14 protein-coding genes are annotated in these 13,959 nt (G+C 70.3%); 6 read left to right on the plus strand and 8 right to left on the minus strand.

The features are described from left to right. Nucleotides 1-47: 47 nt before the first annotated feature. Complete coding sequence (locus ACWDO5_RS26315; RefSeq protein WP_450532836.1) at nt 48-1,316, minus strand: L,D-transpeptidase; 1,269 nt, start codon at nt 1,314-1,316, stop codon at nt 48-50. A gap of 158 nt (nt 1,317-1,474) precedes the next feature. Next, nucleotides 1,475-1,828 (minus strand): hypothetical protein, encoded by a 354-nt coding sequence (locus ACWDO5_RS26320; protein WP_450532837.1) that lies wholly within the window; start codon nt 1,826-1,828, stop codon nt 1,475-1,477. Between the two features lie 108 nt (nt 1,829-1,936). On the opposite strand from ACWDO5_RS26320, the gene ACWDO5_RS26325 reads away from it, so the two are divergent. Next, entirely contained in the window at nt 1,937-2,209 is a 273-nt protein-coding gene (locus tag ACWDO5_RS26325; RefSeq protein ID WP_450532838.1) for a hypothetical protein, read from the plus strand. Nucleotides 2,210-2,270: 61 nt separating this feature from the next. Here the strand turns inward: ACWDO5_RS26325 and hutH are convergent, their stop codons facing one another. The 5 genes from hutH to ACWDO5_RS26350 form a co-directional block, all read right to left on the minus strand. Beyond that, on the minus strand, nt 2,271-3,842 hold the full coding sequence (hutH, locus tag ACWDO5_RS26330; RefSeq protein WP_450532849.1) for a histidine ammonia-lyase: 1,572 nt from the start codon (nt 3,840-3,842) through the stop codon (nt 2,271-2,273). A 103-nt stretch (nt 3,843-3,945) separates the two neighbouring features. Beyond that, entirely contained in the window at nt 3,946-5,109 is a 1,164-nt protein-coding gene (locus ACWDO5_RS26335) for a diguanylate cyclase domain-containing protein (RefSeq protein WP_450532839.1), read from the minus strand. 86 nt (nt 5,110-5,195) lie between these two features. Then, complete coding sequence (locus tag ACWDO5_RS26340; protein WP_450532840.1) at nt 5,196-5,990, minus strand: enoyl-CoA hydratase/isomerase family protein; 795 nt, start codon at nt 5,988-5,990, stop codon at nt 5,196-5,198. Between the two features lie 168 nt (nt 5,991-6,158). Next, nucleotides 6,159-7,400, minus strand: coding sequence for an adenylate/guanylate cyclase domain-containing protein (locus ACWDO5_RS26345; protein ID WP_450532841.1), 1,242 nt, complete (start codon nt 7,398-7,400; stop codon nt 6,159-6,161). Between the two features lie 111 nt (nt 7,401-7,511). Continuing rightward, a complete protein-coding gene (locus tag ACWDO5_RS26350; RefSeq protein ID WP_450532842.1) occupies nt 7,512-8,369 on the minus strand; it encodes a biotin--[acetyl-CoA-carboxylase] ligase in 858 nt (285 codons plus the stop codon). Nucleotides 8,370-8,482: 113 nt separating this feature from the next. On the opposite strand from ACWDO5_RS26350, the gene ACWDO5_RS26355 reads away from it, so the two are divergent. The 4 genes from ACWDO5_RS26355 to ACWDO5_RS26370 all read left to right on the plus strand — a co-directional run bounded on the left by ACWDO5_RS26355 (nt 8,483) and on the right by ACWDO5_RS26370 (nt 11,298). After that, nucleotides 8,483-10,072 carry an acyl-CoA carboxylase subunit beta gene (locus tag ACWDO5_RS26355; RefSeq protein ID WP_450532843.1) on the plus strand — a complete coding sequence of 530 codons (1,590 nt, stop codon included), beginning with the start codon at nt 8,483-8,485 and terminating at the stop codon, nt 10,070-10,072. 33 nt (nt 10,073-10,105) lie between these two features. Then, a complete protein-coding gene (locus tag ACWDO5_RS26360) occupies nt 10,106-10,312 on the plus strand; it encodes an acyl-CoA carboxylase epsilon subunit (RefSeq protein WP_450532844.1) in 207 nt (68 codons plus the stop codon). A 232-nt stretch (nt 10,313-10,544) separates the two neighbouring features. Continuing rightward, nucleotides 10,545-10,673, plus strand: coding sequence for a morphogenic membrane protein MmpB (gene mmpB, locus ACWDO5_RS26365; RefSeq protein ID WP_450532845.1), 129 nt, complete (start codon nt 10,545-10,547; stop codon nt 10,671-10,673). Nucleotides 10,674-10,692: 19 nt separating this feature from the next. Beyond that, nucleotides 10,693-11,298 carry a Maf family protein gene (locus ACWDO5_RS26370; RefSeq protein ID WP_450532846.1) on the plus strand — a complete coding sequence of 202 codons (606 nt, stop codon included), beginning with the start codon at nt 10,693-10,695 and terminating at the stop codon, nt 11,296-11,298. 1 nt (nt 11,299) lies between these two features. Here ACWDO5_RS26370 and ACWDO5_RS26375 read toward each other — a convergent pair whose 3' ends face one another. Continuing rightward, entirely contained in the window at nt 11,300-11,761 is a 462-nt protein-coding gene (locus ACWDO5_RS26375) for a hypothetical protein (RefSeq protein ID WP_450532847.1), read from the minus strand. A 356-nt stretch (nt 11,762-12,117) separates the two neighbouring features. Between ACWDO5_RS26375 and ACWDO5_RS26380 the strand changes: the two genes are divergently transcribed. Further along, on the plus strand, nt 12,118-13,872 hold the full coding sequence (locus ACWDO5_RS26380; protein ID WP_450532848.1) for an acetyl/propionyl/methylcrotonyl-CoA carboxylase subunit alpha: 1,755 nt from the start codon (nt 12,118-12,120) through the stop codon (nt 13,870-13,872). Nucleotides 13,873-13,959: the final 87 nt, after the last annotated feature.

Raw genomic sequence — 13,959 nt, forward strand, 5'->3', positions numbered from 1 at the left:
CCCCGGGCAGGGGTGCCGCCGCCTTCTCAATCCGTACGTAGCCGTGCTCAGACCGCGGAACCGGCCTTCCACTGACTCCAGTTCAGGTTCCAGCCGTTCAGGCCGTTGTCGGGCTGGATGGTCTTGTCCTTGGAGTTCTTCACGATGACGACATCGCCGACGATCGTGTTGTTGAACAGCCAGGCGGCGGGCTGCTTCGGGTCGCCCGCGCCCTTGACGTCGTTCAGGCCGACACAGCCGTGGCTGGTGTTGGCGCTGCCGAAGATGGAGTCGGCGCCCCAGTAGTTGCCGTGGATGAAGGTGCCCGACGTGGACAGCCGCATCGCGTGCGGGACGTCCTTGATGTCGTACTCGCCCTTGCCGTCGTCGTCCGTGAAGCCGACCGTCGCGCCATTCATCCGGGTCTCCACGAACTTCTCGGAGACCACCATCTGACCGTTGTAGGTCGGGTTGTCGGGGGAGCCCGCGGAGATCGGGATGGTCTTGATCGTCTTGCCGTCCTGGGTGACCGTCATCATCTTGGAGGAGGCGTCGACGGTGGAGACCTGGTTGCGGCCGATCTTGAAGGTGACCGTCTTCTGCTGGACGCCGAAGACTCCGGCGGCGCCCTCGACGCCGTCGAGGTTCAGCTTCAGGGTGACGGTCGAGCCCTCCTGCCAGTACTGGTCGGGGCGGAAGTCGAGACGCTGCCCGTTGAACCAGTGGCCGACGACCTCCTGGCCGCTGCTCGACGTCACGGTGATCCCGGACTGGACGGCCTTCTTGTCGGTGATCGCCTTGTTGAAGTTGATCGACACCGGCATGCCGACGCCGACGGTGGAACCGTCCTCCGGCGTGAAGTTGCCGATGAAGCTGTTGGCGGGCGAGACCGTCGTGAAGGAGGAGTTCTCGTGGGCCTCCAGGCCCGCGGTGTCCTTCGCCGTCGCGGCGATCTTGTAGGTGGTGGAACGCGCGAGCTGTGCGTCCGGCTTCCAGCTCATGCCGTCGGCGGCCAGCGTGCCCTGGACGCTTTCGCCGGCGGCGGTGGTCATGGTCACCTGAGTCAGGGTGCCGTCACTGACGGTGACTTTGGCGTCATTGTTGATGCCGGTGTTGGTCGCGCCGTTCTTGGGCGAGATGGTTATACGGGCCTTCGAGACCGCCTTCGCCGCCGCCTCGTCGACCTGGGCCTGCGACTTCTTCGAGCTGTCGGCGCTGCTGCCGCCATTGGCCCCGCCGCCGCTGCAGGCAGACATCACCAACACGCCGCCGAGCACGGCGGACGCGGCCATCAGGCCCCTGCGCCGCTTGCTGTCCGTTATCACACGCTTCTCCATCGTCGCCGACTCCCCTGACCCACACCTTGAACAACACCCATACCGGGCTACCCGGTTCCACATCGCATCTGGATGTGGGGAACACCACTCACCGATGCACCGACGCAGCCGCGGCCCTGGCGGTTGCACACTGCACGAAATCAGCCGGGCCCCCCGGTTCACCGACCGCCTTCGTCGTCGCCTTCGTACGCCTCGCCCTCTCCATCTTCCTCGTCGAGATCCCAGTTCTCCGCATCGGGGTCGTAGTCGATCTGCTCACTGCTCCAGGAGGCCTGGGCGAGCTCCACCCCAGGGACATCGCTGACCAGGTCGAAGGGGTCCACGAGATAGGCGATGGCCTCGGCCTCGTCCTCGCGCACGGCCGACTCGGCGTGCGCACGCTCCTCGTCCGGCATGAACTCGTCCCCCGCGATGCGCTCGAGGGCGGCGCCGGTCAGTTCGCCGGGGTCCCCCACCTCCAGCACCAATTCCACCCGCAGCCGCACATAACGTGATGTCTCAGAAGTGGTCATACGACGGAGGGTAGGCCTCCCGCACTTGCGGCTTTCCCCCGACCCACTGCTTTCATTAGCATCAGCGCACCCGGCCAATTCGAAGATGCCTCAAGGGGGATCGAGTCCGTGTCCGTCGCACGTCGACCGCTTCTGACCGCCACTGCCGCAGGGACTCTGCTGTGTGCGCTGTGGTTCGTTCCCTCGGCGAATGCCACCGCCGAGCGGGAAGCCGTGCAGAGACATCAGAGCGGCGCCGCCGCGTCGTCACAGGAACTGACTCTGGCCGACACGGGCACCGTGGACACGACTCCGTATCTGGTCGGCGGGACGGCGTTCCTGGGTATCGGCGTCGGCTTCGTGGCGTACTCGGTGCGCCGCCGCGGTGCCTGGCAGATGTGACTGGGTTTATGTGACGCGTAGCGGGAGGGCCGCCCTGCGGGGCGGCCCTCCCACGTGCTCGCTAGGCCAGCGGGCCGGTCACCGGCTCCACGGCCGCGATGAGCTTTCCGTCCCGTACGAACGCGTCCGCGGCCGCCAGGTCGGGCGCGAGGAAACGGTCCGGGCCCGGACCCTCGACGCCTGCCGCGCGCAGCGCCTCGATGGCGGCCTGTGTGGCGGGAGCGGGGGTCAGACCGCGCCGGAGCTGGATCGCCCGGGTCGCGGTGTAGAGCTCCACGGCGAGGATCCGGCTCAGGTTGGCGACGGTCGTGCGCAGCTTGCGCGCGGCGGACCAGCCCATCGAGACGTGGTCCTCCTGCATCGCGGAGGACGGGATCGAGTCGGCCGAGGCCGGTACGGCGAGCCGCTTCATCTCGCTGACCAGGGCGGCCTGCGTGTACTGGGCGATCATCAGGCCCGAGTCCACGCCGGCGTCGTCGGCGAGAAAGGGCGGCAGGCCGTGGCTGCGGTTCTTGTCGAGGAGCCGGTCGGTGCGGCGCTCGGCGATGGAGCCGAGGTCGGCGGCGGCGATGGCCAGGAAGTCCAGGACGTACGCGACAGGCGCGCCGTGGAAGTTGCCATTGGACTCCACACGGCCTCCCCCAGAGCCTTCGGCCTGGGAGGTACCCCCATGGAGCACGACGGGATTGTCGACAGCCGATGCGAGCTCGCGGTCGGCGACAAGGCGGGCGTGGGCGAGCGTGTCCCGACCGGCGCCGGCGACCTGCGGGGCGCAGCGCACCGAGTACGCGTCCTGGACGCGGGGCGCTTCCTCCTCCTGGAAGTGGCCGGTCAGCCCGGAGCCCTTGAGCACGGCGCTCATATTGGCGGCGGCGACGGCCTGGCCGGGGTGCGGGCGGATGGCGTGCAGCTCGGGGGCGAGCACCTTGTCGGTGCCGAGCAGCGCCTCCAGTGACAGCGCGGCGGTGATGTCCGCGGTGACGTAGAGGCGCTGGAGGTCGGCGAGTGCCATGACCAGCATGCCGAGCATGCCGTCGGTGCCGTTCAGAAGGGCGAGGCCCTCCTTCTCGCGAAGCTCGACGGGCGCGATGCCGTGCGCGGCGAGCAGCTCTCCGGCGGGCTTCACGATCCCGTCGGGGCCCTCGGCGTCGCCCTCGCCCATGAGGGTGAGCGCGCAGTGGGAGAGCGGCGCGAGGTCGCCGGAGCAGCCGAGGGAGCCGTACTCGTGGACGACGGGCGTGATGCCGGCGTTCAGTACGTCCGCCATGGTCTGGGCGACCTCGGGGCGAACGCCGGTGTGGCCGGAGGCCACGGTCTTCAGGCGGAGGAACATCAGCGCGCGGACGACCTCGCGTTCGACGCGCGGGCCCATGCCGGCGGCGTGCGAGCGGACGATGTTGCGCTGGAGCTGGGCGCGGAGCTCGGGGCTGATGTGCCGGGTGGCGAGAGCGCCGAATCCGGTGGAGACCCCGTAGACGGGCTCGGGCCTGGCGGCCAGCGCGTCGACGATCCCGCGGGCCGCGGCGAGAGCGGCGACGGCCTCGGCGGAGAGCTCGATCCGGGCGCCCTCGCGGGCCACGGCGATGACGTCATCGGCGGTGGTACCGGACGTCCCCACCACGACTGTGTGCATATCCATATTCAGTAGCGTACGGATTGAATCTCAACCTGTCACTACTGCCGGCGGGGTTAGCCCCTTACTGCCCGGGTTGGCCCCTTACTGTCACACTGTTGTGTCAGGGCTCGCTCCAGGGCTCCTGGGCGTCCTCCGGCCGTACACCCCGGAAGGCGCGGCGCTCGTGCGGCGGGCGCGGCGGGGCGTCCGCGAGACGGATCACCGTGCCGTCGCGGCCCGCGACCACCGGCTTCGGGGAGCGCGCCGCCTTCGCCCGGTACTGGGCCGCGTCCGCGAGCCGGAACAGCCGGCGGGACGAGCGGACCTGCCCAATCGGGTCGCCGGTCGACGCGACCCCACACGCCACGCCCTCACCCTGCTCCAACTCGCTCGCGCGGACGCAGAGTTCGTCCGCGACGTGGACCACCTCGTCCGCCGCGGGCCCCACCGTGACCAGGCAGAACTCGTCCCCGCCGAGCCGCGCCGCGAGCGTGCCGGGCAGCATCGCCCCGCACAGCGAGAGGACCGAGCCGAAACGTTCGAGCAGCCGGTCGCCGACCGCATGACCGTGGGTGTCGTTCACCTGCTTGAGGCCGTTGAGGTCGCAGACGACGAGGCTGACGACCGAGCCGTCCGCGCGATGCCGCTCAAGGGCCTGGTCGAGCCTTATGTCGACGGCACGGCGGTTGGCGAGCCCGGTCAGCGGGTCGGTGAAGGCCAGCCTGCGGACCTCTTCGAGGCGCTCGGTCTGGGCGATCCCGGCGGCCACGACGGAGGCGAGCACGGTCGCGAAATCCGCGTCGTCCCGGCCGAAAACCGGGGCGCCGAGCGGTCTGGCGACGTACAGCTCGCCCCAGGCGCGCCCGTGCATCACTATCGGCGCGACGACGCAGCAGCCGCGCCGGCGCCGGCGCAGGGCCGCGACCCTCTGGTGGCAGTAGCCGTGCCCGGGCGTCGCCGGGCCGTCCACGGTCTCCACCCAGGCGTCGGGCTCGCCACCGCCGGCCCACCGCTCGTGCAGAAACTCGGTGATCTCCGGGAAGCGGTTGACCGGGTACGTCTCGGACTCGGGGAACTCCTTCTCCTCGGGGGCCCGTTCTCCCGCGTTCACGAGCACCTTGAGCCGTCCGAGCTCGCGCTCCCACACCGACAGCGCGGCGAAGGAGCCGGCGAGCGCGTCGCGCGCGCCCAGCGCGGCCGCCCGCCAGGACTCGCGCGGGGTGTGCGCTGACGCCATCGCCTGCGCCAGCTCCACCACGGCTCGCAACCGCCGATCCTCAGCCATCACCCCAGCTTAGGGAGTTTTACCCCATTTCCGTCATTTGGGTCGCCAGCGATCCGAGGGTGCTCACTGACTCATTCGGTACGTGGTCACTCGCCGGGCCACCGCGGCTTCCGCTTCTCGTTGAAGGCCGCGACGCCCTCGGCCCGGTCCCCGGAGAAGGCGACCGCACGCCAGGCGGCGTCCTCCACCTCCAGGCCCGCCCGCAGATCGAGCCCCTGACCCAGCCGCAGCGCTCGCTTGGCGGCGCGCAGCCCGACGGGCGAGTTCGCGGCGATCCGGGTGGCGATGGCGAGCGCCTCGGTCCTGGCGTCGTCCGCCAGCTGATCAACGAGCCCCAACTCCCGCGCCTCGGCGGCCTCCACGCGCCGCGCCGTATAAACCAGCTCGGCGGCCCGCGCGGCCCCGACCCGGCGCGGCAGCAGCTGCGTCCCTCCGCCGCCGGGGATGACGCCGACGGACACCTCGGGCAGCCCCACGACGGCGGTGGAGTCGGCCACGATCAGATCGCAGGACAGCGCCAGCTCGTACCCCCCGCCGAGCGCGAAGCCGTGCACGGCGGCGACGGTCGGCATGGGCAGCTCGAGCACCCCGGTGTAGGCGGCCCGAGCGGTCGGCCGCTGGCGCACCAACTCGGCGTCGGACAAGGAGTTCCGCTCCTTGAGGTCGGCGCCGACGCAGAAGGCCCGCTCATGGGTGGAGGTGAGGACGGTGACGCGCACGCCCCGGTCGGCGGCGAGCGCGTCACAGGCGGCGGCGATGGAGCGGGCCATTTCGGTCGAGACGGCGTTCAGGGCCTTGGGCCGGTCGAGCACGAGCTCGGCGACGTGCTCGCGCCGGCGTACCACGACGAATTCCCCGAACCGCTGCTCGGACTCGGACATGACGGCACCCTCCCAGGGGGTTGGGGGGGAACCCCCGACGATCACAGCACGATGGTTCACCGGATCATAGGCGCGCGGAGCGCCCCCAGGACCGCCTCGAGCCGCAGCTTCGCGCCGCGGGGGCGTGCCGCGCGCCAAGGGCCGTGCGCAGTCCCGCGAAGCCCGGGCTCAGCCTCGGCGCGACAGCGTCCAGGGTTCGACCACTCCCAGGCCACGGACCGGGCGCTGCCACATCGGCTGGAGGGCGAAGCGGTACGAGGGGGCCTCCTCGCCCTCCTTTTCGGCCGCGGCTGCCTCCTCCGCCGCCTCCGCCTCGGAGACCGGAGCGTCGCTCGTACGGACAAGTTCCTCCGCGAACGCGCCGTCCACCAGCACCGCGTCCTTCGGCGCTATCGATGTCAGCCGACTGGCCAGATTCACCGTCGTACCGAAGACATCGCCCATCCGCGTGGTGACCGTCCCGAAAGCGATGCCGACACGCAGCGCCGGCATCGACTCGTCGTGAGACATCGTCTCTATCAGCCGCAGCGCGATCTCCGCCGCCGTGCCCGCGTCGTCCGCCGCGTACAGGACCTCGTCGCCCAGCGTCTTGATCAGGCGGCCGCCGTGCGCCGCGACCAGGTCGGCCGAGGTGGTTTCGAACGCCTCGACCAGCTCGCCCAGTTCCTCTTCCTCGAGCCGCCGTGTCAGCCGCGTGAAGCCGACGAGGTCCGCGAAGCCGACCGCGAGCCGGCGGTCGACCATCTCCTCGTCGTCCGCGGCCTGGACCACGCGCCCGGTGGCCGCGGCGAGCTGGCGGCGCCAGACGTACACCAGGAACTCCTCCAGCTCGGGCAGGAGCAGCTCCACCAGGGGGTACGTGACTTCAGTGCGGGTCATCCCGGGCTCGGGCGGCTCGGTCAGGCCCTCCAGGAAGGAATCGATCTGCCATTCCGCCAGCCGGGCGGTGGTCTGTCCGGTCGAGCGGGCCACCTGGACCGCCATCGGCTCGCTCAGCAGGCCCGCCTCGACCAGGCCGGCGAGCCGCCGCAGGGCCAGCACGTCCGCCTCGGTCAGCGCCTTGGCCTGGCCGATGTCGGCGAAGCCCATCGCCCGCCAGAAGCGGGAGGCCAGCTCCATCGAGACACCGGCCGTCCGGGCTGCCTGGAACGGCGTATAGCGCCGTTCCGCGCCGAGGATCAGCTGCTCGAGGCGGATCGCGAGCGGGTTGTCGGTCGGCTCCGCCGTGTGATCGACCTCGTGGTGAGGCGTCGGGTGCACGGAAGACGACCCGGAATACGGCCCGGAAGAGGACGCGCCCGACGGGGCAGACGTCTCGTCGGACGATGAGTTCGACGGGGCGGACGCGCCGGAGGAGGAGTCCGACGGTGGCTGCGCGCCCTCGCCGGAAGTGGTGTCGTCGACGGTCACCAGCCGCCTCCTGCCCGTTCCCTGCGCACTGCCGTGCCGATCTTCTGTCGCTCGATCGCCTCAACGATACGGCAGGTGTGCCCTGGCTCACGTCCTGGTCGCCGTACCGGTTCAGCCGGCCGGCCGCAGGTGCACGATGTCGCCCGCGCTGATCGGCTGGTGCTCGCCGTCCTCGGTGGCCAGCACCAGCCGCCCGTCGCCGTCCAGAGCCACCGCCTCGCCGGTGACCGAGCGGCCGCCCGGCAGCTCGGCCCGTACGGTCTGTCCCAGCGTCGCGCAGCCCGCCGCGTACGCCGCCTGCAGCCCCGAGAGCCCCGGGTCGCCACCCGCCGCGCGCCAGTCGCTGTACCACTGCTCCAGCGAGCGCAGCACCGCCCGCAGCAGCGGGTCGCGGTCCGTCGAGATCGCGTTCGCGAGCCCCAGGGAGCCCGCCGTGGGCACGGGGAGTTCGCCCTCGCGCAGCGTGACATTGACGCCGATGCCGATGACGACCGCGTCGTCCCCCGCGCGCTCGGCGAGGATCCCACCGGTCTTGCGCTCCTCGCCGCCGACTTTTACCAGCAGGTCATTGGGCCACTTGAGGGACATGTCCACCCCCGCGGCCCGCGCGAGGCCCGTCGCGGCCGCCACTCCGGCGAGCAGCGGCAGCCACCCCCAGCGCTCCACCGGGACGCCCGCCCCGGGCCGCAGCAGTACGGACAGGAACAGCCCCGAGCGCGCGGGCGACGTCCAGGTCCTCTCCAGCCGCCCCCGCCCCGCCGTCTGCTCCTCGGCGACGAGCACCGCACCCTCGTCCAGGGACGCTGCCCGGGACGCCAGGTCGGAGTTGGTGGAGCCGGTCGATGCCACGATGTCGAGCGAGGTCCACAGCCCGCCCGGCAGCAGCAGCGCACGGCGCAGCATGGGCACGTTCAGCGGCGGCCGGTCGAGGTCGGACCAGCGACTCTCGGGCGCATTCTCAGGCGTCATGCAAGCCAGGTTAGGTGTGGCAAACGCCGCACTGCTGAGCGCCATGCACGCCGATACGCTACGTCTCAGTAGCCATTCGGTTGACGTTGACCAGGACAGGGAGCCGCATCCCGATGTCGGAGTCCGAGATTGACATCCACACCACCGCAGGAAAGCTCGCGGACCTGCAGCGCCGCGTTGACGAGGCGACGCATGCCGGCTCCGCCCGCGCGGTGGAAAAGCAGCACGCCAAGGGCAAGTTGACTGCCCGCGAGCGGATCGATCTGCTGCTGGACGAGGGTTCGTTCGTGGAACTCGACGAGTTCGCCCGGCACCGGTCCACGAATTTCGGCATCGAGAAGAACCGCCCGTACGGCGACGGCGTGGTCACCGGTTACGGCACCGTCGACGGCCGCCCCATCTGTGTGTACTCGCAGGACTTCACCGTCTTCGGCGGCTCGCTCGGCGAGGTCTACGGCGAGAAGATCGTGAAGACGATGGACTTCGCCCTCAAGACCGGCTGCCCCATCGTCGGCATCAACGACGGCGGCGGCGCCCGTATCCAGGAGGGCGTGGTCGCCCTCGGCCTCTTCGCCGAGATCTTCCGCCGGAATGTGCACGCGTCGGGCGTGGTCCCGCAGATAAGCCTCATCGTCGGGCCGTGCGCGGGCGGCGCGGTCTACTCCCCCGCGATCACCGACTTCACGGTGATGGTCGACGAGACCTCGCACATGTTCATCACCGGCCCCGACGTCATCAAGACGGTGACTGGCGAGGACGTCGGCTTCGAGGAGCTGGGCGGAGCCCGTACGCACAACACCACATCCGGCGTCGCGCACCACATGGCGGGTGACGAGAAGGACGCCATCGAGTACGTCAAGTCGCTGCTGTCGTACCTGCCCTCGAACAATCTCTCCGAGCCGCCGGCCTTCCCCGAGGAGGCCGACCTGGTGACGAACGACGAGGACCACGAGCTCGACACCCTCATCCCGGACTCGGCGAACCAGCCGTACGACATGCACACGGCCATCGAGCATGTGCTGGACGACGGCGAGTTCCTGGAGACCCAGGCGATGTTCGCGCCGAACATCATCACAGGCTTCGGGCGGGTGGAGGGCTTCCCGGTCGGCATCGTCGCCAACCAGCCGATGCAGTTCGCCGGCTGTCTCGACATCAACGCCTCGGAGAAGGCCGCGCGCTTCGTCCGCACCTGCGACGCCTTCAACGTTCCGGTGCTGACCTTCGTGGACGTGCCCGGCTTCCTGCCCGGCGTCGACCAGGAGTACGGCGGGATCATCCGGCGCGGCGCGAAGCTGATCTACGCCTACGCGGAGGCGACTGTCCCGCTGATCACGGTGATCACGCGGAAGGCCTTCGGCGGCGCGTACGACGTCATGGGCTCCAAGCACCTGGGCGCCGACCTCAATGTGGCCTGGCCGACCGCGCAGATCGCGGTGATGGGCGCGCAGGGCGCGGTGAACATCCTGCACCGCCGCACCATCGAGGCAGCCAAGGACGCAGACGAGGCAGCGGCGACCCGCGCCGAGCTGATCCAGGACTACGAGGACACGCTCCTCAACCCGTACGTCGCGGCCGAGCGTGGCTATGTCGACGCCGTGATCATGCCGTCGGAGACGCGGGCGCACATCGTGCGGGGCCTGCGTCAGCTGCGTACGAAGCGGGCAAGTCTCCCGCCGAAGAAGCACGGCAACATCCCCCTGTAAGCGCACCAGCCCGTAAGCCTGGAAGGAGCCGCTGTGATCAAGGTTGTACGGGGCAATCCGACCCCGGAGGAGCTGGCCGCCGCACTTGCGGTGGTTCAGGCGCGCGCCGCGGCGACGGCCTGTGCGGTGGAGGGCGCGGCGGCGCCGCCCGAGCAGTGGGCCGACCCGGCGCGCATCGCACGCAGCCGCAGGCCACTGCCGGGGCCGCGCGCGTGGGCGCGCACCTACTGGCCGGTGTAGGCCAAGCGACGGGGGCTCCGACACCAGACCCTGGTCCTCGATCGCCGGACGGGCTGAAGATCTGCCCGTCCGGCGTTGAGGACGCGTCCGCGGCGAGCGCCCGACTGAGGCACACCTAACGGAACAACGGCCCCATTTTGTCGCTTTTATGCCTTGAATCAGTCCGTTGTCACCCGGCGCTTGAGTACCCGTACTCAGGCGCCGTCCACGACCCGGCAGCAGGATCGAAGGCATGCTGTGGTCCGACCCGGAGGACGAACCCCCCACGGAATTGCGCGAGACGCAGGCCATGATGCGCCGCGTGGGCCTTGTGCTGGCGCTGGCCATGGTGCTTGCGATGTTCGTGCTCGGGCTCCGCTGACCGCACCTACGATGACCCCATGACCGCTCAGCGCCCCCGCCTCGTCCTCGGTTCCGCCTCCCCTGCCCGGCTCAACCTGCTGCGCCATGCCGGACTCGCCCCCGAGGTGATCGTCAGCGGCGTCGACGAGGACGCGCTGAACGCGCCGACCCCCGCCGAGCTGGCCCTGGTACTCGCCAAGGCGAAGGCAGCCGCCGTGGCCGCCCGCCCCGAGGCCGCCGGCGCGCTCGTCATCGGCTGCGACTCGGTCCTCGAACTCGACGGCCAGGCCCTCGGCAAGCCGGCCGACGCGGAGGACGCCACCGCCCGCTGGAAGGCGATGCGCGGCCGCTCGGGCGTCCTGCTGACCGGCCACTGCTTGACCGACACCGCGACCGGCCGCAGCGCGTCCGCCACCGCGTCGACCACGGTGCGCTTCGGCGACCCGACGGACGCCGAGATCGCCGCGTACGTCGCGAGCGGCGAACCGCTGCATGTGGCGGGCGCCTTCACGCTGGACGGCCGCTCGGCGCCGTTCATCGACTCCATAGAGGGCGACCACGGGAACGTGATCGGCCTCTCACTGCCGCTGCTGCGCAGGCTGCTGGCCGAGCTCGGTTACTCGATCACGGACCTGTGGGCTTAGTTCAGGCTGTGGCGGGGGCCCCGGCCTCGGCCCCCTGCCCGTTGCCGTTCTCGGTACCGGGCCCCTTCTCCTGCTCTTTGCCGTACGTCACCAGCGTCAGCACGATCAGCGCCAGCACGACCATCAGGAACGCGAACGCGTCCCACCCCACGAGCCCCACCGTCAGCGCCCCGAGCACCCCGTGCACGATCGCGCAACTGATCAGCAGGATCCGGGCGATGCGCCCCGGGGCCCGGTCGCGCGCGCCCATCAGCAGGCACACCACGCCACACGTCGCCAGATACAGGCCGAAGACCCCGCCCATTACCCAGGTGCCCGTGACCATCGCGCCGGGGTCCAGGTCTGCGAGCGACATGTTCTGGTTGTCGACGAAGGTGGCGAGGATGCCGTTGATCGCCACGATACCGACGGCCTCCACCAGCAGAACAATCGCGGCCACCACGGCCACCGGTCTGCGCGCCACGGCGCCCCCAACCCTCTGTTACCGGAAGTACGTACGACAGCGCGAACGCTACTAACGGGTAAAGGGCGGGACAAGGGTTCCGGCACGCTCGGTCCCGAGGCAAAGAATCATTGGGCCATTCGTAGGGACTCGACAAAGAAACGTCATCCGCCGCTGGCCTCTCGAACAGAGACCTGTGCCACACCCGAGGGCTACTGTTCGAGGGAGGAACCCGTCGTACCGTGGTGCGACAAGGGATTTCGCGACTTGCGCGAGCCTCGAATCACGCTCCGTGTGGGCAAGCTCACCATTGGGGATGGGTCGAAAGGCCGTGTCGGCAGTCCCTAAACTCAGCTTGTTTCAAGGAGGGAGCCATCGTGCGCAAGGTGCTCATCGCCAACCGTGGCGAAATCGCTGTCCGTGTCGCCCGTGCATGCCGGGACGCCGGGATCGCGAGCGTAGCCGTCTACGCCGATCCGGACCGGGACGCATCGCATGTCCGCGCGGCCGACGAAGCGTTCGCCCTGGGCGGTGACACCCCGGCCGCCAGCTATCTGGACATGGCCAAGGTGCTCCAGGCGGCGAAGGATTCGGGGGCCGACGCCATCCACCCCGGATACGGCTTCCTCTCCGAGAACGCCGACTTCGCCCAGGCCGTCATCGACGCCGGTCTGACCTGGATCGGCCCGCCGCCGCAGGCGATCCGCGATCTGGGCGACAAGGTCGCCGCCCGTCATATCGCGCAGCGCGCCGGCGCCCCGCTGGTGGCCGGCACGCCCGACCCGGTCTCCGGCGCCGACGAGGTCGTCGCCTTCGCCGAGGAACACGGGCTGCCGATCGCGATCAAGGCCGCGTTCGGCGGTGGCGGCCGCGGTCTGAAGGTCGCCCGCTCCCTCGAAGAGGTGCCGGAGCTGTACGACTCCGCCGTGCGCGAGGCGATCGCCGCCTTCGGCCGCGGCGAGTGCTTCGTCGAGCGGTACCTGGACAAGCCGCGGCACGTGGAGACCCAGTGCCTGGCCGACTCCCACGGCAACGTCGTCGTCGTATCGACCCGTGACTGCTCGCTGCAACGCCGCCACCAGAAGCTGGTGGAGGAGGCCCCGGCACCGTTCCTGTCCGAAGCGCAGAACGCCGAGCTGTACGCCGCGTCCAAGGCCATCCTGCGCGAAGCGGGCTATGTGGGCGCGGGCACCGTCGAGTTCCTCGTCGGCGTCGACGGCACCGTCTCCTTCCTGGAGGTCAACACCCGGCTCCAGGTCGAGCACCCGGTCACCGAAGAGGTCACCGGCATCGACCTGGTCCGCGAGATGTTCCGGATCGCGGACGGCGAGGAGCTCGGCTACGACGACCCGGCCGTCCGCGGGCACTCCTTCGAGTTCCGCATCAACGGCGAGGACCCGGGCCGGGGCTTCCTGCCCGCCCCCGGCACCGTCACCAGCTTCGAGCCGCCGTCCGGCCCCGGCGTCCGCCTCGACGCGGGCGTCGAGTCCGGCAGCGTCATCGGCCCGGCCTGGGACTCCCTGCTGGCCAAGCTGATCGTCACCGGCGCCAGCCGTGAGCAGGCGCTTCAGCGCGCGGCGCGTGCGCTGGCGGAGTTCAACGTCGAGGGCATGGCCACCGCCATCCCCTTCCACCGCGCGGTCGTCACGGACCCGGCGTTCACCGCCAGCCCGTTCCGTGTGCACACCCGGTGGATCGAGACGGAGTTCGTCAACGAGATCAAGCCGTTCGTCGCTCCGGCGGAGACGGACACGGACGAGGAGCCGGGCCGCGAGACGGTCATCGTCGAGGTCGGCGGTAAGCGCCTGGAGGTCTCGCTGCCCTCCTCGCTGGGCATGACGCTCGCCCGTACCGGTCTGGCCGCCGGCGCCAAGCCCAAGCGGCGCGCCGCGAAGAAGTCCGCGTCGGCAGCCTCCGGCGACACCCTCGCGTCCCCGATGCAGGGCACGATCGTCAAGATCGCGGTCGAGGAGGGCCAGGAGGTCAATGAGGGCGACCTCGTCGTCGTACTCGAAGCGATGAAGATGGAGCAGCCGCTCAACGCGCACCGCTCCGGCACCGTCAAGGGCCTGGCGGCCGAGGTCGGCGCGTCCATCTCGTCCGGCGCGACGATCTGCGAGATCAAGGACTGACGTCCGGCTGTCCGGCCGTGTTCATACGTGTGGAGCGCCAGGCCCATGCCGGCCAGCTTCGCCTTGACCTCGTCGATCGACTTCGCA

This window comes from Streptomyces sp. NPDC000880 (assembly GCF_053599675.1).